Annotated in this window: 16 protein-coding genes; 4 read left to right on the forward strand and 12 right to left on the reverse strand. The window is 70.8% G+C overall.

What is annotated here, in order from left to right; all coding sequences use genetic code 11:
- Positions 1 to 31: 31 nt before the first annotated feature.
- From FPT20_RS13755 to FPT20_RS13790, 8 genes are all read right to left on the reverse strand, one after another.
- Positions 32 to 1,567 carry a sugar transferase gene (locus FPT20_RS13755; RefSeq protein ID WP_158866173.1) on the reverse strand — a complete coding sequence of 512 codons (1,536 nt, stop codon included), beginning with the start codon at positions 1,565 to 1,567 and terminating at the stop codon, positions 32 to 34.
- A 339-nt stretch (positions 1,568 to 1,906) separates the two neighbouring features.
- Complete coding sequence (gene lhgO, locus FPT20_RS13760; protein ID WP_325064803.1) at positions 1,907 to 3,106, reverse strand: L-2-hydroxyglutarate oxidase; 1,200 nt, start codon at positions 3,104 to 3,106, stop codon at positions 1,907 to 1,909.
- Positions 3,107 to 3,221: 115 nt separating this feature from the next.
- Positions 3,222 to 4,343, reverse strand: coding sequence for a DegT/DnrJ/EryC1/StrS family aminotransferase (locus FPT20_RS13765; RefSeq protein WP_158866177.1), 1,122 nt, complete (start codon positions 4,341 to 4,343; stop codon positions 3,222 to 3,224).
- Positions 4,340 to 4,969 carry an acetyltransferase gene (locus FPT20_RS13770; protein ID WP_158866179.1) on the reverse strand — a complete coding sequence of 210 codons (630 nt, stop codon included), beginning with the start codon at positions 4,967 to 4,969 and terminating at the stop codon, positions 4,340 to 4,342. Before FPT20_RS13770 ends, FPT20_RS13765 begins: the two co-directional genes overlap by 4 nt.
- Positions 4,966 to 6,099, reverse strand: a complete 1,134-nt coding sequence (locus FPT20_RS13775) for a DegT/DnrJ/EryC1/StrS family aminotransferase (RefSeq protein WP_158868188.1) — start codon at positions 6,097 to 6,099, stop codon at positions 4,966 to 4,968. Before FPT20_RS13775 ends, FPT20_RS13770 begins: the two co-directional genes overlap by 4 nt.
- 14 nt (positions 6,100 to 6,113) lie before the next feature.
- Positions 6,114 to 7,109 carry an NAD-dependent epimerase/dehydratase family protein gene (locus FPT20_RS13780; protein WP_158866181.1) on the reverse strand — a complete coding sequence of 332 codons (996 nt, stop codon included), beginning with the start codon at positions 7,107 to 7,109 and terminating at the stop codon, positions 6,114 to 6,116.
- Positions 7,106 to 8,188, reverse strand: a complete 1,083-nt coding sequence (locus FPT20_RS13785) for a Gfo/Idh/MocA family protein (RefSeq protein WP_158866183.1) — start codon at positions 8,186 to 8,188, stop codon at positions 7,106 to 7,108. Before FPT20_RS13785 ends, FPT20_RS13780 begins: the two co-directional genes overlap by 4 nt.
- 71 nt (positions 8,189 to 8,259) lie before the next feature.
- Positions 8,260 to 12,774: a DUF4082 domain-containing protein gene (locus FPT20_RS13790; RefSeq protein WP_158866186.1), complete on the reverse strand. Its 4,515-nt coding sequence runs from the start codon at positions 12,772 to 12,774 to the stop codon at positions 8,260 to 8,262.
- A gap of 135 nt (positions 12,775 to 12,909) precedes the next feature.
- Between FPT20_RS13790 and FPT20_RS13795 the strand changes: the two genes are divergently transcribed.
- Positions 12,910 to 13,902, forward strand: coding sequence for a malate dehydrogenase (locus tag FPT20_RS13795; protein WP_233265530.1), 993 nt, complete (start codon positions 12,910 to 12,912; stop codon positions 13,900 to 13,902).
- Positions 13,903 to 14,055: 153 nt separating this feature from the next.
- Complete coding sequence (pip, locus tag FPT20_RS13800; RefSeq protein ID WP_158866189.1) at positions 14,056 to 15,009, forward strand: prolyl aminopeptidase; 954 nt, start codon at positions 14,056 to 14,058, stop codon at positions 15,007 to 15,009.
- 400 nt (positions 15,010 to 15,409) lie between these two features.
- Here the strand turns inward: pip and FPT20_RS13805 are convergent, their stop codons facing one another.
- The 4 genes from FPT20_RS13805 to recQ form a co-directional block, all read right to left on the reverse strand.
- Complete coding sequence (locus FPT20_RS13805) at positions 15,410 to 17,530, reverse strand: acyl-CoA dehydrogenase family protein (protein ID WP_158866191.1); 2,121 nt, start codon at positions 17,528 to 17,530, stop codon at positions 15,410 to 15,412.
- A 310-nt stretch (positions 17,531 to 17,840) separates the two neighbouring features.
- Positions 17,841 to 18,326 (reverse strand): DapH/DapD/GlmU-related protein, encoded by a 486-nt coding sequence (locus FPT20_RS13810; protein ID WP_233265531.1) that lies wholly within the window; start codon positions 18,324 to 18,326, stop codon positions 17,841 to 17,843.
- 169 nt (positions 18,327 to 18,495) lie between these two features.
- Positions 18,496 to 20,331: a glycoside hydrolase family 3 N-terminal domain-containing protein gene (locus FPT20_RS13815; RefSeq protein WP_158868195.1), complete on the reverse strand. Its 1,836-nt coding sequence runs from the start codon at positions 20,329 to 20,331 to the stop codon at positions 18,496 to 18,498.
- 64 nt (positions 20,332 to 20,395) lie between these two features.
- Positions 20,396 to 22,357: a DNA helicase RecQ gene (gene recQ, locus FPT20_RS13820; RefSeq protein ID WP_158866193.1), complete on the reverse strand. Its 1,962-nt coding sequence runs from the start codon at positions 22,355 to 22,357 to the stop codon at positions 20,396 to 20,398.
- A 126-nt stretch (positions 22,358 to 22,483) separates the two neighbouring features.
- Between recQ and FPT20_RS13825 the strand changes: the two genes are divergently transcribed.
- Both FPT20_RS13825 and FPT20_RS13830 read left to right on the forward strand, forming a co-directional pair.
- The gene (locus tag FPT20_RS13825; RefSeq protein WP_233265532.1) at positions 22,484 to 23,047 is read left to right on the forward strand and encodes a dihydrofolate reductase family protein; all 564 of its coding nucleotides are present in this window, start codon (positions 22,484 to 22,486) and stop codon (positions 23,045 to 23,047) included.
- Positions 23,047 to 23,916 carry a DMT family transporter gene (locus tag FPT20_RS13830; protein WP_158866197.1) on the forward strand — a complete coding sequence of 290 codons (870 nt, stop codon included), beginning with the start codon at positions 23,047 to 23,049 and terminating at the stop codon, positions 23,914 to 23,916. The genes FPT20_RS13825 and FPT20_RS13830 overlap by 1 nt, the downstream gene beginning before the upstream one ends.
- Positions 23,917 to 23,962 lie beyond the last annotated feature (46 nt).

Consider the following 23,962-nt stretch of genomic DNA (forward strand, 5'->3'; position numbering starts at 1 on the left):
CGTCGCTCGGGTGATGGTGGTGCCGGCGCCGTCAGTAGGCGCCGGTGGGATGCAGGAGCACGCGGACCGTGCGCCAGAGGATCGCCAGATCGCCCGTGAGCGACCAGTTCTCCACGTAGTACAGGTCGAGCCGGACGCTCTCCTCCCAGGAGAGGTCGGAGCGGCCGCCGACCTGCCACATCCCCGTGAGACCCGGCTTGATGTACAAGCGGCGGTGGACGTGGCTCTCGTACCCGTCGACTTCGCGCGGCAGCGGGGGCCGCGGGCCGACGAGGCTCATGTCACCGACGAGGACGTTCCAGAGCTGCGGGAACTCGTCGATGGAGAACTTGCGGATGATGCGGCCGACGCGCGTGACGCGCGGGTCCGCCTTCAGCTTGAACAGCACGCCGTTGCCCTCGTTGCGCGCGTTCAGCTCGGCCAGGCGCGCCTCGGCGTCCATGACCATGGAGCGGAACTTCAGCATCGTGAAGGTGCTGCCGTTGCGACCGACCCGCTGCTGGCGGAAGAGCGCCGGACCCGGGTCGTCGATGCGGATGATGAGCGCGACGATGAGCATCGGGATGGCGAGCACCAGCAGCGCGGTGCCGGACAGGACGACGTCGAGCAGCCGCTTGAGCACGTGCTTGCCGCCCTCGAACTGCGGGATCTCGACGTGGATGAGCGGGAGGCCCTCCACCGGACGGAAGTGGATGCGCGGCCCGGCGACGTCGGTCAGCCGCGAGGCGAGGACGAGATCGGTGGCGGTGCCCTCGAGCGCCCAGCCGAGATTCCGGATGAACCGGCTGCCTCCGTGCGGCTGGCCGGCGACGATCACCGTGTCGACACCGAGCCGGCGCGCCGCCTGGGTGACGTCCGACATGCCGCCGACGACCGGGAGGCGCTCGGAGCCGACATCCAGGACGTCCTGCTCGATGTCCTCGAGCGCCACGCCGACCACGTGGTACGCGGCTCCCGACTTGGCCTGGATCTGCGCGGCCACGTACGCGACGTCTTCGCGTGCGCCGACCACGAGGGCCCGGGAGAGGTAGTGGTCGTACCGGCGCTGGCCCATCAGCCAGCGCCGCCACATCCAGCGGCTGCCGACGAGGGCGACCGCGCCGACGGGCAGCGCGAGGATGAAGTACCCGCGGGCGATGTCGACCTTGCCCACGAGGAAGACGATGGCCAGGAGGCCGAAGGTGAGAGCGCTGGCCGAGACGACCCTCCGGTACTCGGCGACCCCCATCCCGCAGACGCGAGCGTCCCGGGTGTGCCACGCGGAGAGGGCGATCGACCAGCTCACCGCGATCAGCAGCGAGATCAGGAGGTACGGGACAGGGAAGCCGGAGACGTTGGTGGCCACGTCGTCGGGGCCGAAGCGGACGACGAAGGCGGCGGCGATGGACCCCAGGATGATGAGCGTGTCGGTCACGACCAGGCGGCGCTGGTACGCGTGAGACCAGGGCCGCGGGTGCGCGGCCTCCGGGACGACCGGGGACGGGATGCGCTTCCACGACCGGGGGCGCCGGGCTGTGACGGTGCCGGGGACACCGCCGGAGACGGTGCGAGGGCGCAGGACGGTCATGCGACGCTCCGTCCTGCGCCACTCTGTCCGGCGGTGCCGGGGCGGACAGGGCCGGCGACGGCTGGGGGAAAGCCGTGGTCTCGAACGACTTTGCCGTCGCCGGCCCCGCGCAGGGGGACGGCCGTGACGAGCGCTGACGCGCGGTGCAGGCCGCGGCGTCGGCTCGGATTTCTCGGGTTCATTACGACTCGTCCCTGCTCATCGGGTTTCACAGGTGCTGCAAAAGTGATTCTTCCTCACCTCTACGAAAGTGAGGATACATCGTCTTTTGATCGGAACCCTATCCCCCTTCTGGGGGGCTTGGCCGGGACGGGACCCCCGGGGCCGGAGAAGGGGCGATCAGGCGGGGACGCCGGCCTCCGCGACCAGGTGCGCTGCGATCTCGAGGGCGCTCGTCGCCGCGGGCGAGGGGGCGTTCAGCACGTGCAGCTGGTGCCCCGAGCGCTGGATGACGAAGTCGTCCGCAAGCGAGCCGTCGCGGCGCACCGCCTGGGCCCGCACCCCCGACCCGGCCCGCACGATGTCGCGCGCCTCGATCCGCGGCACGAGGCGCGCCAGGCTCGCGGCGAAGGCGGACCGGCTCAGCGAGCGGGCCACCTCCCGGATGCCCGTCTCGACGTTGTGCGAGGCCATCCGCAGGAAGCCCGGGTAGGTCAGCGCCTCCGCCGCGTCGTGCAGATCGATGTCCCGCCAGCGGTAGCCCTCGCGCTTCAGAGCCAGCACCGCATTGGGGCCGGCATGCACCGAGCCGTCGATCATCCGCGTGAGGTGGACGCCGAGGAAGGGGAGGTTCGGGTCGGGAACCGGGTAGATCAGCCCCCGCACGAGATCGCGCCGCTCGGGCACGAGCTCGTAGTACTCGCCGCGGAATGGGACGATCTGCACGTCCGGCTCGATCCCGGCGAGCCGCGCGATGCGGTCGGCCTGGAGGCCCGCGCAGTTGACGAGCTGAGCGGCCCGCGCCTCCCCACCGGCGTGCTCGACCACCACGCCGTCGCCGCCGTCGTGGATGGCGGTGACCCGGGCGCCGGTCAGCAGGTCCGCGCCGTACTGCTGCGCGATGTCGGCCAGGGCGACGCAGACGGCCGGGTAGTCGATGATGCCGGTCGTCTCCACGCGGAGCGCCTCCACGGCGTACACCTCGGGCTCGTACTCGGATGCCTCGTCTGCATCGATGAGCCGGCACGGGACACCGTTCGCGAGCGCGCGCCGGTAGAGCTCGTGGAGCCGGTCGCGCTCGGCCTCGTCGGTCGCGACGATCAGCTTCCCGGGGACGGCGTGCGGGATCCCGTGGTCGCGCGCGAACGCGATCATGGAGGCGTTCCCCGCCGCGCACATCCGCGCCTTCAGCGACCCGGGGCGATAGTAGGGGCCGGCGTGCACGACGCCGCTGTTGTGCCCGGTCTGGTGCGCGGCCCAGTGGTCCTCCTTCTCGAGGAGGGTCACCTTCCGCCCGAGCTTCGCCGCCCGGGCGGCGACGGCCAGCCCGAGGATCCCTCCACCAACGACGACCAGGCTCGGTCCCATCGAATCCTCCAGCTCGGTCGCTTGATAGGGCGGTGCGTGTTACGGGACGGTACTAAACATGACTGATTCTCATTTTGCCTGACCGCACGCCGTGACCGACACCCCTCCGACCGAAAATGAGGATCAATCACCCCCGGACTGGGGTGCTCTCAACCGCCGCGAGCAGCTCCTCGGCCACGAACTCCTGCTGATCCGCGGTGATGTGCGGGTAGATGGGGAGCGAGAGGATGCGCCCCGCGGCCGCCTCAGCGACGGGGAAGGCGCCTCGACCGAGCCCCAGCCCCTCGTAGGCGGCGGTCAGGTGGAGCGGCGTCGGATAGTGGATGGACGCCCCCACACCGGCCTCGTTGAGCCGGGCCATGGCCCTGTCCCGGTCGTCGACCCGCACCACGTACAGGTGCCAGACGTCGAGGTTGCCAGGGGCGCTCTGCGGCAGGCGCACTCCCTCCTCCCCCTCGAGGAGGGCCGCGTACCGGGCCGCCGCCACGCGACGCCGACGGTTCCACTCGGCGAGGTGGCGCAGCTTGACCCGGAGGACCGCCGCCTGGAGGGTGTCCAGCCGCGAGTTGAAGCCGACCACCTCGTGGACGTACTTGTGCTCGCTGCCGTGGGCGGCGATGAGCCGCACGGTCCTGGCGACCTCGGGGTCGCCCGTGGTGACGGCGCCCGCGTCACCCGCGGCGCCGAGGTTCTTGCCCGGGTAGAAGGAGGTGGAGGCGACGAGCCCGAGACTGCCGGCGCGGCCGTCCGCGCTCTCGGCGCCCTGCGACTGGGCGCCGTCCTCGACGATGGGGATGCCGCTGCCGCCGAGCGCCGCCCGGATGGCGCCCACCGGCGCGACCTGACCGAACAGATGCACCGGCACGACGGCCTCCGTGCGCGAGGTGACCGCGGCGGCGACGGCCGCGGGATCGAGGAGCAGGCGCTCGTCGTCGACGTCGGCGAAGACCGGGACGGCGCCGATGCGCGACACCGCCTCCGCGGTGGCGATGAAGGTGTTGACGGGGAGGATCACCTCCCCGCCCGCGCTCACTCCGGCGGCTCGCAGAGCGAGCTCGAGCGCATCCGTCCCGTTGCCGACGCCGATGCAGTACCCGGCGCCGGTGGCCTCCGCGTACTCGTGCTCGAAGGAGGCGACATCGCTGCCGCCGATGTAGGAGGCGCTCGCGAACACGGCGTCGACGGCGGCTCGGATGTCCGTCGCCGTCTCCGTGTTCTGAGCGACCAGATCGACCAGTGGGACCCTCACAGCCTTACCCCCAGTTCTCGTGCGGGCACGCCGGCCCAGGTCTGTCCGCGGGGCACGTCGTTCAGCACGACGGCCCCCATTCCGATGGTCGCCTCGGCGCCGATCGACACCCTCTGGCGCACCGACGAGTTCATGCCGAGGTACGCCGCCTCGCCGATGCGGGCCACGCCTCCCACCGAGACGCCCGCCGCCAGCGTGGCGTAGTCGTCGACGATGTCGTCGTGCGTGAGCGTGCAGTTGGGCATGAGGACGACGTGCCGGCCGACGATGATGTCGGCGGTCAGCACGCAGCCGGCGAGCACGATCGTCCCGGCGCCCACGAGGCTGTTCTCCGAGATCCGGGCGGACTCGTCGACCAGGGTGGCGTAGCGACCGTCGTCGATCCCGAGGGAGGCGAGCCTGCGCACGATCGAGCGCCGGGCCGAACCGGCGCCGACGCAGAGCGCGAGCGAGGCCGGGATCTGCGCCGCTAGCTCGAGGCCGCCGAGCACCTCGACGCCCCCGATGCTGTGCCCGTGGAGAGCGGGATCGTCGTCCAGCACCCCGATGACGCGCATGCCGGACTGGCGCATCGCCATCACTTCGCGCGCGAGCCCGCTCGCCGCGATCAGGAGGAGGTCCCTCATGCCGCACCCCGCAGTTCCGACGCTTCGCGGAGCGCGTCCACGACCCTCTGCTGCTCGCCCTCGGTCAGCTCGTGGAAGAGCGGGAGGATGAGCGTGCCGTCCGTCAGCCGCTCGGTCACCGGGAGCGGGACCGAGCCGGTGTCGCGGCCGCGGTACGCGGGCTGCCGGTGCGCGGCCATGATGCCGCGCCGGGCGGAGACGCCCGCCTCGGCCAGCACCTCCATCGTCGCCTCCCGGGTCGCGCCGAACGCAGGCTCCACCTCCACCCAGTACGACTGGAAGTTGCCGGTGCCCCACTCGGGATCGGTGACCGGCCGCAGGCCCGGGAGCGGCGCGATCAGCTCGGCATAGCGCGCCGCGAGTTCCCGCCGGCGAGCGACGATCCGGGGGAGGCGCCCGAGCTGCACGATCCCCACAGCGGCCTGCAGATCGGTCATGCGGTAGTTGAAGCCGATCTCGGAGTACTCCTCCGCGGGGGCGAGGACGCTCGCCTGACGGTCGGCCGCCGAGATGCTCATCGCGTGCTCGCGCAGCTTCCGCGCGCGGTCTGCCCAGGCCCGGTTCGCCGTCGTCAGCATGCCTCCCTCTCCCGTGGTGAGCAGCTTGCGCGGGTGGAACGACCACGCGGTGACATCGGCTCCGGCCCCGACCGGGCGGCCGCGATAGCGCGAGCCCGCGCCGCACGCGGCGTCCTCGATGACGACGATGCCGCGCGGGTCGCACACGGCGCGGATCGCGTCCAGGTCGGCGGGGACGCCTCCCTGGTCGACGACGATGACCGCGCGCGTGCGCGGGGTGATCGCCTCCTCCACGGTCGCGGCCGTCAGGTCGCCCGTGGTGGCGTCGACGTCGGCGAAGACCGGCCGGGCCCCGACGTACGTCGGGGCGTTCGCGGTCGCGATGAAGGAGAAGGACGGGACGACCACGTCGTCGCCCCGCCCGATCCCGGAGACCACCAGGGCGAGATGCAGGGCGGTCGTGCAGTTCGAGGTGGCGACGGCGAAGGGCGCCTCGACGGCCGCGGCGAACTCCTCCTCGAAGCGGGCCACGCGGGGCCCCTGCGCCACCCACCCGGAGGCGATGACCTCGGTGACGGCGGCGATCTCCTCCTGGCCGAGCCACGGCTTCATGACGTTGATGCGGTTCACGAGTGCACCAGGGCCCGTCCGGCGGCGATCTCCTCGCGGAGCGGACGCCACCACTCGACCAGTTCCCGGAGGCCCTCGGTGAGCGGGACCTCGGCGGTGAAACCGAGGTCGCGACGCGCCGCCTCCACATCGGCGAGCCGGCGCGTGACGCCGTTCACCGCGCGTTCCGGGCCGTGCTCGACCTCGAGGTCCGAGTCCATCGCCTCGAGCAGCGCCTCCGCGAGCTGGAGGAGGCTCGTCTCGGTCCCGCTCGCGATGTTGTAGGCGCCTTCGCGGACATCGGCCGTCGCCGCGAGGATGTTCGCGCGGGCGATGTCGCCGGTGAAGACGAAGTCCATCGTCTGGAGACCGTCGCCGAAGATCAGCGGCGGCCTGCCGTCGGCGATGCGCTCCATCCACCGGACGAGGACCTCCGTATAGAGGCCGTGGACGTCCATCCGCGGTCCGTAGACGTTGAAGTACCGGAGCACCACGTAGTCGAGGCCGTTCATCGCCCGGAAGCTCCGGAGCATCCCCTCGTTGAACGACTTCGCCGCCCCGTAGAAGGTGTCGTTGTTGTGGTGGTGGTGCCGCTCGGGCGTCGGGAACTCCTCCGCGAGGCCGTAGACCGAGGCGCTGGAGGCGCTGACCAGCTTGTCCACGCGGTGGCGCACGGCCGACTCGATGACGTTGAAGGTGCCGTCGACGAGCACCTCGAGCGCGAGTCGCGGCTCCTCGGCGCACTGCGTGATGCGGATGGCGGCCTCGTGGTAGACGAGGTCCTTCCCACGCGTGACGTCGTCCACGAGGTCTCGGTCGCGGAGGTCGCCCTCCACGAGCGTCACCCGCCCCGACGCCAGCGCGTCGTCCAGGTTGGCGCGCCGGCCGCGCACCAGGTTGTCGAGCACATCGACGTGGGCGACGCCCGCGTCGAGCAGCTGGTCGACGATCTGCGAGCCGATCGTGCCGGCGCCCCCGGTGACCAGGACGTCGGCTCCGGCGAGCGCGGTCACAGCGCACCCGCCAGCTGCTCGGCGCGGGTCGCTTCGTCGGCGCGCTCGTCGACCGGGACGACGGCTCCGTTCGCCGCCAGGCTCCGGGCCGTGGCCTCGAGCACCGAGAGCACGCGGAGCCCCGCTTCGCCGTCGGTGCGCGGCGGACGCCCTTCGCGGATGCTCTCGGCGAACTCGGCGGCCATCTGGCCGAGCGCCTCCCGCTCGGGGAGGGCCGGCGACCAGGTGTCGCCGAGCCGATAGGAGACGGTGGCCGCGGTGCGCTCGACGCCGTCGACGGCCTGGAGGCCGAGGTCGACGCCGCGGTCGTAGACACTGAGGCGCTGCTGCGGGTTGAGGTCGTCCCAGACGAGGGTGCGCTTGGTGCCCCCGATCACCATCTGGCGGATCTTGGTGGGGCTCAGCCAGTTGACGTGGACGTGGGCCATCGCGCCTCCGGCCAGCGGGAGCACGAGGTAGCCGACGCAGGACTTGCCGGCGCCGAGCGGGTCGGCGCCGTGCGCCGACAGGGACTGCGGCTTCAAGCCGCCGGGGAGGATGAAGTCGATGATCGACAGGTCGTGCGGGGCGAGGTCCCAGAACACGTCGACGTCCGGCTGGATGAGACCCAGGTTGATGCGCGTGGAGTCGATGAACAGGATGTCGCCGAGCGCACCCTCCTCGATCAGCTCGCGGATCTTGAGCACCGCCGGCGTGTAGCAGTACGTGTGGTCCGCCATGAGGACGAGACCACTCACCGACGCCAGGTCGACCATGGCGCGACCTCGGTGGCCGGCGTCGGCGAGCGGCTTCTCGACCATCACGTGCTTGCCGGAGGCGAGCGCCTTGATGGCGAGAGCGTGATGCGTCCGGGCCGGTGTGGCGATGGCCACGGCGTCGACATCGTCACGCGCGAGCAGCTCGTCGACGTCGGTCACGACGTCGACGCCGCCGACGCGGGCGGCGAGACCTTCCGCCCGGTCGCGGTCGAGGTCGCAGATCGCGACCAGACGCCAGTCGGGGCTGACCGAGAAGTTCCTGGCCAGGTTCGGACCCCAGTAGCCGGCGCCGATCACCGCTATCCGCAGTTGTGGTTCCATGAGTGCCCCCAGCACCTTTCTTGTCGTCGGGACCGTCTTCGGGTGGCGGTCCCGGGCTTGTTGCACAGCTGCTACTGCGACGCGACGAAGTGGACGTCCACCCAGTAGTTGTGCGAGACCGTGTTGTTCGGGAAGTTCTGCGAGTAGATGTAGATGCCGCCCGTCGCCAGCGTCGACAGCGGCCCGTTCGTGACCGGGTTCGTCAGCGCGTTCGGATCGACCGCGTAGGTGAGTCCGGTCGTGTAGTAGCTCGCCCGGTACTCGGTGTTGGCGGCGATCGTCACGGGGGTCGTGAAGTACACGTCCTGCCAGCCGCTCGCCGTCTCGTTCGTGGAGACCGCCGTCGCCAGCTGCGTCCCGGTCGCCGACCACAGGTAGACGGTGTGCGTCGCCGTGTCGCCGGTCCCCTTGTAGAAGCGGAGACCGGTGATCGTGCCCGCCTGCGTCGAGGTGAAGCGGACGCCGAGCTGGACGGGAGCGCTGTCGGGCCACGCGGTGTTCGCGGGAACCGCCGTCGACGGGAAGATCGAGACCCCCGGGTTGGGCGTGGTCGTGGTGCCACCGCTCGTGGTGGTGCCGCCGCCGGTCGTCGTCGTGCCGCCGCTCGTCGTCGTGCCTCCCGAACCGCTTGCGCTCGGCGCGAAGACCACGTCGACGAAGTAGTTCGTCGACCCGTACGAGTAGGTCGGGAACCCGCCCGAGCCGTAGAGGTACAGGCCGTTGTTGCCAGCGGGAGCACTCAGCGGCCCCGACGTCTTGGGCTGCGCGAAGTAGTTCTGCGTGTACGAGTAGTTGCCCTGGGGCGCGAGGTACGACACCACGTAGCTCGTGCCCGCGGTGACGGCCAGCGGTGTGCTCAGCTGCGCCGTCTGCCAGCCGACCGCGGTCTCGCCGCTGAAGGTGACGGAGGCGAGCTTCGTCCCGGTGGACGACCAGATCGATCCCACGTGGGTGCCCACATTGCCGGAGCCCTTGAAGAAGCGGATCGCCGAGATGGTTCCGCTCTGCGACGGCGTGAACGCCATCCCGAGCTCGACCGAGGAGGAGTCGTTGGTCGCGTCCGTCACGGCGGGCGTCTCGGTTCCGAGCAGCGTGTAGTTGGTGACCGTCGCCGCCTTCACTGTGAACGACCAGGTCTGGGTGGCGAGACTCGCCCCGGCGGTCGACTTCGCACCCGACAGGGTCGCGGTGACCACCGCACCGGCCGGCAGCGCGGCCGACGGCGTGAAGGTGATCGTTGTCCCGTCGGTGGACTGCGAGACCGCGCCCGCCACCGCCGTTCCGCCGATCGTCGCGCCCATGGTGTAGCCGCTCGCGATCGCCGTCGAGAGGGTGATCGAGACGGGCGACGCCGGGTCGACCTCCACCGCGCCGTTCGCCGGGGACTCCGCGACGACCGAGACCGGGTCGGGAGCCTGGTTGAACACCAGGTCCACCATGTAGTTGGTGGTCGACGTCGACGACGGGAAGCCGGTTCCGTAGGTGTACACGCCGGTCGAGTTGCCCGCGACCAGCGGTCCGTTCGTGATGCCCGAGCCGGAGAAGGTGCCCGGCGTCACCGAGTAGCTGCCCGTCGTCGTGCGGTACGAGACCACGTAGTCGGTGTTGGCCGCGATGTTCACCGGTGTCGAGAACAGCAGGGTCTGCCAGCCGGCCGTGGACTCGCCGCTGAAGGTGCCGGTCGCGAGCTGCTGGCCGGAGGCCGACCACAGCGTCCCGACGTGCGTCCCGGTGTTGGCCGAGTTCTTGTAGAACTTGACCCCGGCGACCGCGCCCGCCTTCGTGCTGTAGAACTTCACGCCGAGGGTGACCGGGTTGTCGTTCACCTGCAGGATCGACGGGACCGTCGAGTCGGAGAACAGGCTGCATGGGCAGACGCCCGGGGCAGGATCCGGTTTGACGGTGGTGAAGCTCCACGCGCCTCCCGACGACAGCGCCTTGCCGTAGAGGTCCTTGGCCGTCATGGCGACCGAGTAGTTCACGAACCCGTTGAGGGCCGCGGTCGGCGTGAAGGTCGCGGTCCGGGTCGAGGAGGCGTAGCTCACCGTCCCGCCCACGCTGACGCCATTGGCGTCCTTCACCGTGAAGGCGATGCTGGCCGGGTCGACCGCTTTCGACATGACCGCGCCGATGGTGGTGCTCAGGGGGACGCTGGAGGATCCGGGGAGCGGCCATTGGCCGGAGGCGGTCAGCGGTGAGTTGTCGACGGTGGTGAAGACGGCGTCGACCCAGTAGTTGGCGTTGTTGTAGCTGCTCTGCGGGTAGGTGCCCGGCGACGAGCTGTACACACCAGCCGCCGGGGCGCCGAAGCCGCCGGCGACCGAGTAGACGTTGTCGGAGAGTCCGCGGTAGGCGAACGCCCATGAGGTTGCCGAGTAGTGGCCGGCGGGGGCGGAGTACGAGACCACGTACTTGGTCCCCGCGGTCACGGCCACGGCCGAGGTGAAGGAGGCGGTCTGCCAGCCGGAGGCGCTCTCACCGGAGAAGGTCACGGTCGCGAGCCGGTTGCCGGAGGTGTCCCACAGCGATCCGGTGTGGGTGCCCGTGTTCGTGGAACTCTTGTAGAAGCGGACACCGCTGATGAAGCCGTTCTGCTGCGCTGTGAATTGCAGGCCGAGCTCGACGGCGGAGGCGTCGCCCGAGTCGGGCACGGCGGGCGCCGTGCTGCCGAAGATAGACGTCGGCCCGGTCACCGTCGTCGACACGGAGACGGGCGTGGAGGTGTTCGCACTGTCATCGGTCGCCCGCACCTTGATCGCCTGAGCGCCGAGACCGTTCTGTACGTAGCTGTACGACCACGAGGTGGTGCCGGTGGCTGGGTGCCAGCTCGTGCCTCCATCGGTCGACACCTCGACCCCGGCGACCACGCCGCCGACATCAGAGGCGGTGCCCGTGACGGTGACGGTCGAGCCGTTCGCGATACTCGCACCGGCAGCCGGTGCGGTGACCGTGACCGTCGGCGCCGTCGTGTCGGTGCTCTTGGCAGCCGCCACCAGGCCCGACTGCAGGCTGCCCGGCTGGGCGCCCATGTCGGCCATCAGGTTGACCTGGGCCTGCTGCATGCGCGGGTCGGCGGCCGCGCCGGTTCCGTCGTGCGTGGCGTCGAGGCCCCACGACCACTGCACGCTGCCGGCCGAGAAGACGAGCGCACCGCTCGAGGCGCGGTAGAGCGTGACGTGATGCGTGGTCGTCCCGGGGGCGACCGTGTTGCCGAAGTCCTGCAGGTACTGGGGGACGGCGCCCGTGGTCGTCGACAGGTCGACGAGCCCGGCCGGCCTAAACCCGTTATCCAGGTCCTCGTCCGACTCGTACCCGACGGTATGCGCGGCCAGGGCCGCCTGCGTGCCCGCGGCGAGCGAGGTCAGACTGGTGTTGCGCCAGAGTCTGGTCTTGCCCTGCGCGGCCGTGACGGTGATCGGCAGGTCGGAGAAGTTCGACATGTACATCGTCCCGGTGACGCCGTTCTCCGGGAGCCCGGCTCCGTTCGCCGTCGAGGCGAACCGCGGGTCCCGCCAGGTGCCCGTCCAGGTCGTGGAGGGGTCGATCTTGGCGTTGGCCCAGGTCTCCTTGTAGGTCACCAGGGTGCGGTAGCTCGTGGAGGTGCCCGCGACGGAGTTCTCGTACCGGGTGTGCCAGTACATCTCATTGCCCGAGAGGAACTGGGCGTTCACGCCCGCGTTGATCGCCGCCTGCACATTCGCCCGCTGCCCGGTGCTCCAGTACTCGTCGTGGCCGACCGAGAGGAACACTTTGTGGTTCAGTAGCTGCGAGCCGTACCGGTCGGTGTCGACCCCGCTGAAGTACGACATGTTGTAGCCGTTCTTCTCCAGGAACCGCACCTCCGGGTACTCGGCCCCGAAATAGAAATCCCGGCCCGCGTTGTTGCCGCGGGTGGCGAAGGGGCGGTTGTAGCTCACCTTGTACGCGCGCCCGTTCGCGGCTCCCTGATAGAAGTCCGAGCCTCCATAGGTGTTGTACGCCTCCCAGGTCGGGTCGGAGGTCTGATACAGCACGTCGGAGTGGCTGGCGTCGTTGCGGACGACGAAAGTGATCTGGCTGTTGTCGCCGTTGTCGGGCCGGGTGAGCAGTGCCACGTACACGCCGGAGACGGCCGAGGGAGGGACGGTCCAGGAGGCGGACTGCGCCCAGTTGCCGCAATCGGTGAGCTCGACCGTCGGGTCCCAATAGCACGCCGGCTGCGTCTGCGGCAGCGAGACCGACGGAGTCACATCGGCGATCTTGCGTGCGCCCAGACCCTGGTAATACCCCGTCCGGAAGATCTGGATGGTGTACGCCTTGGCCGAGGTGTTGATCTTGAACCCGATCGTGCCGCCGATGTTCACGCTGATATCGGTCGAGAACCCTTGGATGTCGCTGTCGCCCGAGCCCTGGATGTCCCAGACGGAGGGATCGGTGCCGGGGAGCGCGTTCTCGCAGACGATGGGGTTGGCGGCCGCATTGCAGCCCTGATCCGCTCGAGCAGGAGAACTCGTGACGAGGGAGACCCAGGCGAACAGCGCGAGCACCACGACCGTGGCGATGGTCGCCAGAGTGATGCTGCGCCTCGCGGGGCGGTCGGGTCGCATACCCACAGATTGAGCTTTGCTCATATCTGAGAGATTGTCACAATTTTCCAGTCGGCGCTCACCCCCCAATAGGGGGCGACTCGATCGACCGCCCTGGCGGCTGCGCGCGAGGAGAGGGACGGCTAGGCTCGCGGCGTGAGCACCACCTCCCCTCCTGCCGTGACTGTCACCGTGACCGGCGCGGGCGGCCAGATCGGTTACGCCCTCCTGTTCCGCATCGCGTCCGGCCAGCTGCTCGGTCCGGATGTCCCGGTCCGATTGAAGCTCCTCGAGATCCCCCAGGGGCTGCGGGCCGCGGAGGGAACGGCGCTCGAACTCGAGGACGGCGCCTTCCCCCTCCTCCGCAGCATCGAGGTCACCGACGACGGACGCGCCGCGTTCGACGGCACGAACATCGCCCTGCTGGTCGGCGCCCGGCCGCGCGGGCCGGGAATGGAACGGGCGGACCTCCTCGAGGCCAACGGGGCGATCTTCGGCCCCCAGGGCGAGGCGATCAACGCGGGAGCGGCGGACGACGTGCGCGTTCTGGTCGTGGGGAACCCCGCGAACACGAACGCCCTCATCGCGGCCGCGCACGCCCCCGACGTCCCCGCCGAGCGGTTCACGGCCATGACGCGGCTCGACCACAACCGCGCGGTCGCCCAGCTCGCCCGTCGCGTCGAAGCGCCCGTGTCATCGGTGGAGGGCGTCATCATCTGGGGCAACCACTCGGCGAGCCAGTACCCCGACATCACCCACGCCACCGTCGGCGTCCGGCGCGCGACTGACCTCGTCGACGAGCAGTGGCTGGTCGACGAATACATCCCTCGAGTGGCGAAACGCGGCGCCGAGATCATCGAGGTGCGCGGCTCGTCCTCCGCCGCGTCCGCCGCGAGCGCGGCCATCGACCACGTGCGCGACTGGGTCGGCGGGACCGGCGAGCGGTGGACGAGTGCGGCCGTGCCGTCCGACGGGTCCTACGGCGTGCCCGAAGGGATCGTGTCGTCGTTCCCGGTACGGGCCGTCGGGGGCGTGTGGCGGATCGTGCCCGGTCTCGAGATCGACGCGTTCTCGCGGTCGCGGATCGACGCCTCCGTGGCGGAGCTGCTCGAGGAGCGGGAGGCGGTCCGCGCGCTCGGTCTGATCTGAGGCGCGCTCCCGTCCCGTAGCTCGGCCTCAGGGCTCCCTCGACGCGTGGAGGCGCTCCCATCCCGTCGGGGTGCTCGCAGGTGTCGCGAGCGCGCGGCGTGTCGCAGCATCAACGAGCACCTCGACACTCGGGCAGCCCGTTAGCCTCATCGCATGCGGACCTTGTACCCCGAGATCGAGCCCTACGACACCGGAATGCTCGACGTCGGCGACGGCCAGCAGCTCTACTGGGAGGCGAGCGGCAACCCCGAGGGCAAGCCGGTCGTCTTCCTCCACGGCGGCCCGGGTGGAGGGACGACCCCCGCCCACCGTCGGCTGTTCGACCCCGAGAAGTACCGCATCGTCCTGTTCGACCAGCGCGGCTGCGGCCGGAGCCTCCCGCACGCCAGCGATCCCGCGGCCGACCTGAGCGTCAACACCACGTGGCACCTCGTCGCCGACATCGAGCGGCTGCGCGAGGAACTCGAGGTCGAGCGCTGGCAGGTGCTCGGGGGATCGTGGGGCAGCGCTCTCGCCCTCGCCTACGCCGAGACGCACCCCGACCGCGTGACGGAACTGATCGTCCGCGGCATCTTCACGCTGCGGCCGGAGGAGCTCGACTGGTTCTACGAGGGAGGCGCGGCCGCGCTGTTCCCGGACCTGTGGGAGGACTTCGTCGCCCCCGTCCCTCCCGGCGACCGCGGCCGCCTGATCCAGGCGTACAACCGCCTCCTCTGGCACCCGGATGCCGAGATCGCCGAGCAGGCCGCCGTCGCGTGGTCGCGCTGGGAGTCATCGACGATCACGCTCCTCCCCCGGCCGGACCTCATCGAGAGCTTCACGGAGCCGAAATACGCTCTCGCGTTCGCGCGGATCGAGAACCACTACTTCGTCAACCGCGGCTGGTTCGAGGAGGAGCAGCTGATCCGCGACGCCGGTCGGCTCGCCGACATCCCCGGCGTGATCGTGCAGGGGCGCTACGACGTGTGCACGCCCGCGATGACGGCCTGGGACCTCCACAGGGCGTGGCCCCAGGCGGAGCTGCGCATCATCGACGACGCCGGCCACGCTTTCGACGAGCCCGGCATCCTCGACGCCCTCATCGAGGCGACCGACCGCTTCGCCTGACGGCGCGCGCCTCCCTGCCCTCCGCGGCCGTACATTCGGGCCGAATCCCGCCCACGGGCCCCCGAAGCCCACATTCGGCACGAATCTCGGCAACCACCCCGCGCTCCGCGCCGCGCCGCGCAACACATTCGGGCCGAATACCGCCCTCAGCACCCCCGAGGCCCACATTCAGCACGAATCTCGCCGACCACCCCGCGCCCCGTGCCGCCCCGCGCAACACATTCGGGCCGAATACCGCCCCCAGCACCCCCGAGGCCCACATTCAGCACGAATCTCGCCAACCACCCCTGCGCCCCGCCACCCCCCGCGCAACACATTCGGGCCGAATGCCGCCCTCAGCACCCCCGAGGGCCTCATTCGGCACGAATCTCGGCCCGCCGCGCGAGCGCCAGCGAGCGCATCAGCGCTTCTTCGTCGACTTCTCCGGCTCGGGCAGCGTCCCGGCGGCGCGGCGCTCGGCGTAGTACGCCCGCGCTTCCGCCTGCCGCTCGGCCTCCGCACCCGACGCGATCTTCGCGCGCACGAGCTCCGGCCCGTACCCGAACGCGTCGACCAGGTCGACCGCGTGCGGCCGGATCCGGAGGAGCAGCCGGTCGATGTACGCCGACACGGCCTGGGCGCGCTGCGGCGACAGCCGGCCGTTCATGAGGTACCACGCCAGGTGCTTCTCGATCAGGCCGAAGCCGAACAAGTCCCGCAGCCAGGTCAGCACCTGCCGGGTGCCCTCGTCGGGCGCCTGCTCGAGCGCCTCGGTGAACGCCTCCCATTGCAGCAGCTCGCCGTGGGCCCGCGCCGCCTCGATGAGCTCGTTCTGCTGCGAGTTGAAGAGGTCGGCCGACGCCTTCTTCCCCAGCTTGGAGGCGGAGCGCAGCCGGCCGCCGATCTGCGACACCATCGTCTCGACGCGGTCGGTGAGCAGCTCGCGCTGCGTCGCCGACTCCTGCAGCCAGTTGACTGCGCGCGCCGTCGAACCGAAGTCGCGAACCGTCTGCGCGACGCTGCGCATGCCCGAGCCGTGGTAGGCGCGGCCCGCCGCCTGGGTGACGACGTACCGCGCGAGCGCGCCGGCGTCGGCCTTCGCGAACTTGCGGCTGAAGTCGGTGAGGAGGCGCTTCGCGACGAGCTGCAGGAGCACGTTGTTGTCGCCCTCGAAGGTCACCCAGATGTCGAGGTCCTGCCGGAGGGACGTGATGCGGTTCTCGGTGAGGAACCCTGCGCCGCCGCAGGCCTCGCGCGCCTCCTGGAGGGTCTCGAGCGCGTGCCAGGTGCTGAGCGGCTTCAGCGCTGCCGCCATCGTCTCGAGGTCCTGACGGTCGGTGTCGGTGTCGGCCTTGCCGCTGAACACGTCGTCGAACTTGTGGAGGAAGACCTCATGGGCGAAGCTCGCGGCGTACGTCGTCGCGAGGAGAGGCAGGAGCCGTCGCTGGTGGCGCTGGTAGTCGAGCAGCACCTCCTCGTCGGTGTCGCTGCCCGCGGTGAATTGCCGCCGCTGGTCCGCGTAGGTGAGCGCGATCTTGAGGCCGATCTTGGAGGCGATGGTCGCCGAGCCGTCGAGCGACACACGCCCCTGCACCAGCGTTCCGAGCATCGTGAAGAAGCGCCGGCCGGGGCTCTGGATCGGCGAGGAGTAGGTGCCGTCCTCGGCGACGTCGCCATAGCGGTTCAGCAGGTCGGTGCGCGGGATGCGCACCCCGGTGAAGTGGAGGCGGCCGTTGTCGATGCCGTTGAGGCCGCCCTTCTGGCCGTCGTCCTCGCCGCCGATCCCGGGGAGGAAGTCGCCGTTCTCGTCCCGGATGGGGACGTAGAACGCGTGCACGCCATGGTTCACGCCCTTGGTGATGAGCTGCGCGAACACGACGGCTGCGGTCGCGTCCACAGCGGCGTTCCCGAGGTAGTCCTTCCACGCCCCGCGGAACGGGGTGTCGATCACGAACTCCTGCGTGTCAGGGTCGTAGGTCGCCGTCGTGCCGATGCTCGCGACGTCCGATCCGTGGCCGGTCTCCGTCATGGCGAAGGCGCCGGGAACGTCGAGCGACATGATCCCGGGCAGGTACTTCTGGTGGTGGGGCTCGGTTCCGAGGTGCATGACGGCCGCGCCGAACAGCCCCCACTGCACGCCCGACTTGATCTGGAGGGACGGGTCCGCCGCCACGAGCTCCTCGAACGCGGCGATGTTGCCGCCGTGGTCCTCGCGGCCTCCGACCGACTTCGGGAACGCTCGGTGCACCTGGCCGTTCTCCACGAGCAGCTTGAGCTGCTCGAACACGCGCTTGCGGTGGTCGGCGACCGAGAGCCCCTCCACCTTCTGGACCTCGGGCCGCTTCGCGAGCTCGCGGGAGGCGAGACGCGCCTCCGCCCAGTCACCCAGGAGCTGTCGGCCGAGACCCTCCACGTCGACACGAGGTGTCGCACCAACCGGGGCGGGCACCCCGGAGGCGGGGCGCGTCGGCGCGGGTGCAGCGGGAGCGGACTGGGGCGCGGCGGGTGTCGTCGGTGCGGTGCTCTGAGCGGTGTCGACCATGACTCTCCTTCGGCAGGACTCGGGATCGTGCTCACGCTACGACGGGCGTCGCGCGGAAGGAAAACGTCGGTGCGGCGCCTACAAATCGGGCGTTCCGACCCCGGACGGGCATTGTGGAATGCCACAAACGAGGGAGGCGCGACCTGTGCACCCTCGACAGAGCGCGCTGAGGTTCGTGCGGGAGGTACGACAAAGGGCGGGTCGCGCTGGAAGCGACCCGCCCTTCGGAGCCGGTGAGCCGGGTGGGCCGATCAGCCGACCGGCCGATCAGCCCATCACGGCGCAGACCTGGCGGCCGTGCGGCCGGCGGTCACGCCGCGCGGCGGCGCGACGAGCGCTCCTCCCGGACCTGCGGACGCGTTGCACGCGGCGCGTGCAGCGGCGTGGTGAGCGCCGCACGAGCGGCGGCGGAGCCCTTGAGCTCGATCACGGTTCCGGCGGCGACGGTGGCGTCGCGCTCGATCCGCGCGCCGTTGCCGATCATCGCTCCCTCGCCGAGCTTGGCGTTGCTCCCGATCTTGACGCCGCTTCCCACGACGCACCCGGCGCCGATGTGGACGTTGGCGCCCACGAAGGCGCGGTCGCCGACCGTCGCGCCCTTGTCGATCCAGCTTCCGGCGCCGACGTACGCGTCGAGCCCGACCCGGGCGTCCGCCTCCACGTACGCCGTCGGCTCCAGGTACGCCGAGTCGGCGACCCGTGCCGTCGGGGAGACGAGTCCACGACCGTTCGCGTGCCGCTTGTACTTGATGACTGCGCCGGTCTCGTCCTCGAGCTCCTCGATCATTCGCGCCATGGCATCCTCCTTAGAGATCGCGCGGTTATCGTCTGATTCCATAACGCTGGACGACCAGGAAGAATTCCCTGGTCGCCTCACGGAAAGGGCACAGTACGCCCATGCTCGCCGGGGCAACAGGGGAAGCGCTGAATTCGTGCTGAGACGACCCTGGGAGGCGGGGACCGCCCTAGTAGCGGAGCCCGTGCCCGAAACGGAAGAGCGGCGCCTCCGTGTCGAACGGGACATCCGACCGGCTGGCGCGGACCGCCTCCATCGACGACGGGAGCTCCATCGGCAGTCGCCCGCGCGGAGACGCCGCCCCGAACAGCACATCCAAGAGGGCGTGCTGGTCAGCGCCGAAATCGGCCGCGATCGCCGCCGCCTCGGCGACGAACGGCGTGAGAATGGCCGGCCGGTCGAGGAACACCTGCAGCACCGTGGGCACGGCCCGGGCGACGGCGAGCACCTCCTCCACGGTCTCGGCCGGGAAGTCGAGCGAGCCGGCATGGAAGAAGTTCTCGAACATCGTCGGGCGCTGCTCGTACGGGGCGTGGAGGCGCACCAGGGCCGCGTCCGCCTCCGCCGGGCTCGAGACCACGGTCGCGTACTCGCCGACGATGGCCGCATCGAAGCCGTGGACGTAGACGCGGGCGCCCCGCGCGAGCGGCAGCGTGCCGTCGTTCTGCAGGAGCGTGATGGAGGCGCGCTGCGCCTCCGCTCCGGCCGCCCGGAACTCTGCACGACCGACGATCGCCTCGGCGCGCTCCGGGTCCACGAGGGGCGCGTCGAACAACCCGAGCCGGAACTTCTCGCGGAGGAGGCGGCGCGCCGAGACGTCGAGGCGCTCTTCGGAGACCTCGCCGCTGCGCACGAGGTCCACGAGCAGGTCGGGGATGTCCTCGCCGCCGAACTGGTCGGCGCCGGCCTCGAGCACCTTCTTCATCCGCTCGCGCGGACTCAGGTGCTCGACGCCCCATGCGCGCGCCGGGAACGGGTCGCCGCCGATCTCGTGATCGGAGATGAGGCCCCAATCGGTGCAGACGACGCCGTCGAACCCGTAGCGCTCGCGCAGCAGCCCGGTGATCACCGACTTGTTGAAGCCGAAGCCGACCTCCTCGTGCTCGGTCCCGACCGGCATGCCGTAGTACGGCATGATCTGGCTCGTTCCCGCTTCGAATGCGGCCTCGAACGGCTTGAGGTGCGTTTCGAACATGCCTCCCGGGTAGACCTGCTCGCGGCCGTACGCGAAGTGCGGGTCTTCGCCGTCCTTCTGCGGGCCGCCTCCCGGGAAGTGCTTCGTCATCGTGGCGACGGAGTCGGGACCGAGCTGGTCACCCTGGAAGCCGCGGATGTAGGCGGCACCGAGGCGGGAAGTGAGCTCGGGGTCTTCACCGAAGGTCGCGAGTTGGCGCGCCCAGCGGGGCTCTGTCGCGAGGTCGACCTGCGGGTGGAGCGCGACGCGGATGCCGACCGCGGTGTACTCCTGCCGGGCGATGTCGCCGAACCGCCGGACGAGCTCCTCATCGCCGATGGCCGCGAGCCCCAGCGTCTCGGGCCACTGCGAGAACGGGCCCGCGAAGATGGCGGCACCCGGGTTCTCACTGAAGGAGTGACGCGGGTCGGTCGAGAGCGTCACCGGGATGCCGAGGCGGGTGCTCGCCGCGAGCTCCTGGAGGCGGTTCTGCCATTCGGCCATCTGGGTCGCCGTCGACGCCGAACCGAAGACGTTGAAGTGCGTGATGTGGTGGTTCCGGACCAGCTCGACCGTGTCGCGGATGCCGAACGCGTCGACGGGCCCTGCTAGCTCGCCGCCCTCACCGATCGTGATCATCGTGTGGAAGAAGAGTCCGGCCTTCTCTTCGAGCGTCAGCTGACCGAGCAGGTTCTCGACCCGCTCCTCGATCGGGAGGGACGGATCGCGGAACGCGGGATCGATCGGCGGCTGCTCTGCGCCACCCGCGGTGTTCTGGTCGGGAATCAGGTCGGTCACGCGCACTCCTTCGGGCGGTCCGCCCGCGCGCATCGCAGGCCGGTTCTTCATCCTAAACCGATCGATACTAGGTTTTCGTGCGTGCCGTCCCGGCTTCTCAGCCTCCGCTCGCGCCCGCGACCACCTCGAGCAGCGCCTCCCCGTACGCCTCGCGCTTCTTCGCTCCGATGCCGGTGATGCCATCGAGCGCGCTCATGGTGGCGGGGCGCGCGGCGGCGACGGCGCGCAGTGTCGCGTCGCCGAAGACGATGTACGCGGGAACGCCCTGCTCGCGGGCCTGCCCGGCCCGCCAGCTCCGCAGCGCCTCGAACAGCGGCTGGTCCTCCACCGCCAGGTCGGCAGACGCCACCGACCGCGAGGAGGAGCGGGAGGAGCGCTCCGGCCGTTCCGGCTCGGTGCGGAGCACGACCGTGCGATCTCCGCTGAGCACCCGGGCGCTCTCCGGCGTCAGCCCGAGCACGCCGTATTCGCCCTCGGGCTTGAGCAGCTCTTGGGCGATGAGCTGGCGGGCGACGCCCCGCCACTGGCTCTCGCTCAGGTCGGCGCCGATGCCCCACGTCGCCAGCGCGTCGTGACCGTGCTGATCGACGCGCGCTGTGCGCTTGCCCCGCAGGATGTCGATGAGGTGCCCGGCCCCGAACCGCTGGCCGCGCTCGCGCTGGAGGCGCACCACCGTCGACAGCAGCTTCTGCGCCGGCACGGTGCCGTCCCAGCTCTCAGGAGGCGTGATGCAGGTGTCGCAGTTGCCGCACGGCTCGGACCGCTGCCCGAAATACCCGAGGAGATTGACGCGGCGGCACTGGACGGTCTCGCACAGCGCGAGCATCGCGTCGAGGTGCTGCGTGAGGCGACGCCGGTGGGCGAGGTCGCCGGGTGAGTCGTCGATCATGCGGCGCTGCTGCACGACGTCTTGCAGGCCGTAGGCCAGCCAGGCGGTCGAGGGGAGGCCGTCCCGGCCGGCGCGCCCGGTCTCCTGGTAGTAGCCCTCGACGGACTTCGGCAGGTCGACGTGGGCGACGAAGCGCACGTCGGGCTTGTCGATGCCCATGCCGAAGGCGATGGTGGCGACGACGATGACCCCCTCCTCGCGGAGGAAGCGCGCCTGAGTGCGGGCCCGGACCGGCGCCTCCATACCCGCGTGGTACGGCAGCGCCGTGAGCCCGTTCGACGAGAGGAACTCGGCCACGCGCTCGACCGAGTTGCGCGAGAGGGCGTAGACGATGCCCGCGTCTCCGGCGTGCTCGCCGGTGATGAAGTCGAGGAGCTGCCGCCGGACGTCGACCTTGGGGACGATGCGGTACTGGATGTTCGGCCGGTCGAAGTCTGCGACGAAGTGCTCGGCCGCCTCGAGCCGCAGCCGGCTCGTGAGTTCGCGATGCGTGGCCTCGGTCGCGGTGGCGGTCAGAGCGATGCGCGGCACTCCGGGCCAGCGCTCGGCGAGCTCGGAGAGCGCCAGGTAGTCGGGACGGAAGTCATGACCCCACTGCGACACGCAGTGAGCCTCGTCGATGGCGAAGAGGGCGACGGTTCCGCGCTCGAGGAAGCGCTTGGTCGACTCCGACGCGAGCCGCTCCGGAGCCACGTACAGGATGTCGAGCTCGCCCGAGACGTACGCCCGCTCGACGGCGGCGCGCTGGCCGCTGTCCTGCGTGGAGTTGAGGAAGGCCGCCCGGACGCCGACCGCGGTCAGCGCGTCGACCTGGTCCTGCATGAGCGCGATCAGCGGCGACACGACGACGCCGGTGCCCTCGCGCACGAGCGACGGGATCTGGTAGCAGAGGCTCTTGCCGCCGCCGGTCGGCATCAGGACGACCGCGTCTCCGCCGGCCACGACCCGATCGATGACGGCCTGCTGCTGGCCGCGGAACTCGTCGTACCCGAACACCGTGCGCAGCGCCTCTGCTGGAGTCGCGTAGCGGGAGGGTGCCACCGCCGGCACCGGCCTGCCGCCCGTCCCCGCCTCCGCGAACGCGCCCCGGTACTCGTCGTAGGGCGGCTCCTCGTCGAGGGGAGGGGCGTCGCGGTCGTCCGGCACCCACTCGTCGGTGTTCCAACTCATGCTCCGATCGTAACGACCACCCCCGACCGGGCCCTGGGCGCGGGAGAAGCTGTGGAGGGAGTCGCTCCTCCACATCTCAGCACACCTGTTATGCCCAGCAGCCGCCGACTCGGATACCATCGCGGCATGCGTCCCCTCATCGTCAGCGAGTTCATGACCCTCGACGGTGTCGTGGAGGCGCCCGGCGGCGAGACGACGCATCCTCACGCCGGCTGGAGCATCCCGTTCACCAGCGACGAGGTGATCGCCGCGAAGCTGCAGGAGACCCGCGAGGCCGGGACCCTCCTCCTCGGGCGCCGCACCTTCGACCAGTTCGCCGGTGCCTGGCCGTCGCGCGACGGCGAGCTCGCCGACCTGATGAACGGGCTGCCGAAGACGGTCGTCACGAGTCGTGCCGGCGACCCGGGGTGGAACGGAGAGCGGCTTCCCGAGCCGGTGCGCTCGTCGATCACGACGCTCAAGCAGGGCGACGGCGACCCGATCCTGGTCGTGGGCAGCGCCTCCCTCGTCCGCGCACTGCTCGTCTGGGGGCTGGTCGACGAGCTCCGCCTCCTGGTCTGCCCGGTCATGGTCGGGGGCGGCCTGCGGATCTTCCCCGACGATCGCGAGGCGTGGCGGTTCGAGCTGGCGCGGCTGCAGCGCTTCGACGCCGGCGCCGTGCTCCACACGTACCGTCTGACCGGAGGCTGATGCCGGCCGCCGTCATCGGGCTGCTGAGCGCCTTCGTCTACGGTTCGGCCGACTTCGTCGGCGGCGTGGCGTCGCGCCGGCTGGGCCCGATCCGTGTCACGGCGATCGGGGCGGTCGCCGGGTTGGTCCTGCTCCTCGCCGCGTGGCCGCTGGTCGGCGGCCGGATCTCCCCCGCGGCGATCGGCTGGGGCGCGGCGTCGGGCCTGGTCGGGACGCTCGCCGTGTCCCTCCTCTACGCGTGTCTCGCCATCGGCCCGATGAGCATCCTGTCGCCGCTGACCGCGCTGGTGTCGGCCCTCGTGCCGATGGCGTGGGGGCTCCTCGGCGGCGACCGGTTCGCGCCGATCGGCTACGTCGCCCTGGGGCTCGCGCTCGTGGCCGTCGTGCTCGTCGGGTTCGTCCCGGAGAAGGGCGCGGTCCGCCCGAGCGTGCGGGCGCTCCTGATGGCGACTGCGGCCGGTGCGCTGATCGGCGTCTTCCTGATCATGCTCGATCAGACCCCGGACGACTCGGGGGTCGTCCCGCTCATCGCGAACCGCACCGCGAACGGAGCCGTGATGTGGTCGGTCGTGGCGCTGCTCGCGCTCCGCACGCGGGCGCGGTCGCGGTCGCGGTCGCGAACGACACCGCTCTCCTCCCGCTGGACGCTCGTCGCGGCCGGCGGCGGCCTGCTCGACGCCACCGCGAACGCGCTGATCCTGATCGGCCTGCGGGTGGGCGACCTCACGACCATGTCGGTGCTCGTCGCGCTCTACCCGGCAGGCACGATCCTCCTCGCGGCCGTCGTGCTCCGTGAACGCGTCGCGCCGGTGCAGTGGGTGGGGCTCGTGCTCGCCGTCGCCGCGGCGGCCCTCCTCGCCGTCAGCTGACTCGGTCGCGGGTGCCGCCGACCCGGCCGCGGGTGCGGCTCGGCCG

It is taken from the genome of Leifsonia sp. AG29, assembly GCF_009765225.1.
Lineage (GTDB): Bacteria > Actinomycetota > Actinomycetes > Actinomycetales > Microbacteriaceae > Leifsonia.